This window comes from Kocuria sp. CPCC 205260 (genome assembly GCF_040981045.1).
Lineage (GTDB): Bacteria > Actinomycetota > Actinomycetes > Actinomycetales > Micrococcaceae > Kocuria > Kocuria palustris.
In genome coordinates, this window is the sequence record NZ_JAVKPT010000034.1 from 1 (window position 1) to 758 (window position 758).

1 protein-coding gene is annotated in these 758 nt (G+C 70.8%); it reads left to right on the forward strand.

Annotated features, from left to right (window positions below; translation table 11 throughout):
- The coding region (locus tag RF645_RS12985; protein WP_368819243.1) for a phosphotransferase family protein at positions 1 to 758 on the forward strand (758 nt) is incomplete at both ends.

Here is a 758-nt window from a genome sequence, read left to right on the forward strand (position 1 = left end):
GAGCTTCGCGGCGTGGTTGCTGGAGGCCGGCGGGCAACGGGTGGTGGTGCGGATCGCCCGGCGTCCGGTGGAGGAGCTGCCGCGGCCGATGCGGGAGGAGTTCCACGGACTCGGCCTGGTCCTGGCCGGTATCGGACCGCAGGCGCTGGTGCTCGAGGAGTCGGCGGACAACCCGTTGGGTGCTCCGTACATGGTGGTCACCTTCGTGCCCGGCCGTGTCCTCCCACCGGGGGAGTGGACCCCGGCCCTGATCCGGGCCCACGTCCAGCAGATGGCTCGCCTGCATGCCCAGCGCTTCGAGCGCTGCGGAGACCTCACCGCCGAGACGGGAGAGCGCCGGGCGAAGGTGGACATCGACGGACAGTTCACTGCCGGGCTGGACTGGTGGGCGGACAACCACCCGGCCGTGCTGGCCGAGCCCGACGTGACACGACTGGCGCGGGAAGTGGGGGCGTATCTGCGCGGCGCACAGAAGACCTTTGACCGGTTGGAGTCCTTCGCTGTGATCCACGGGGATCTGTTGCTGCCCAACATCCTCGTCGACGGGGACACCGGGGTGCGCTACATCGATTGGGAGTGGTCGGAGATCGGGGACCCCGCCCAGGACCTCGCCTATCTCGGCGGGCAGATCACCGTGGACCCGTGGCACCTGCCCATGACCCGGGCCCAGACCCGGGACCTGGTCGAGGCCTACCTGGCGGCCAGCGAGCACCGGGCGGCCACGGGCACCGTCGACGAGGTGCTGGTCCGCCGTGACG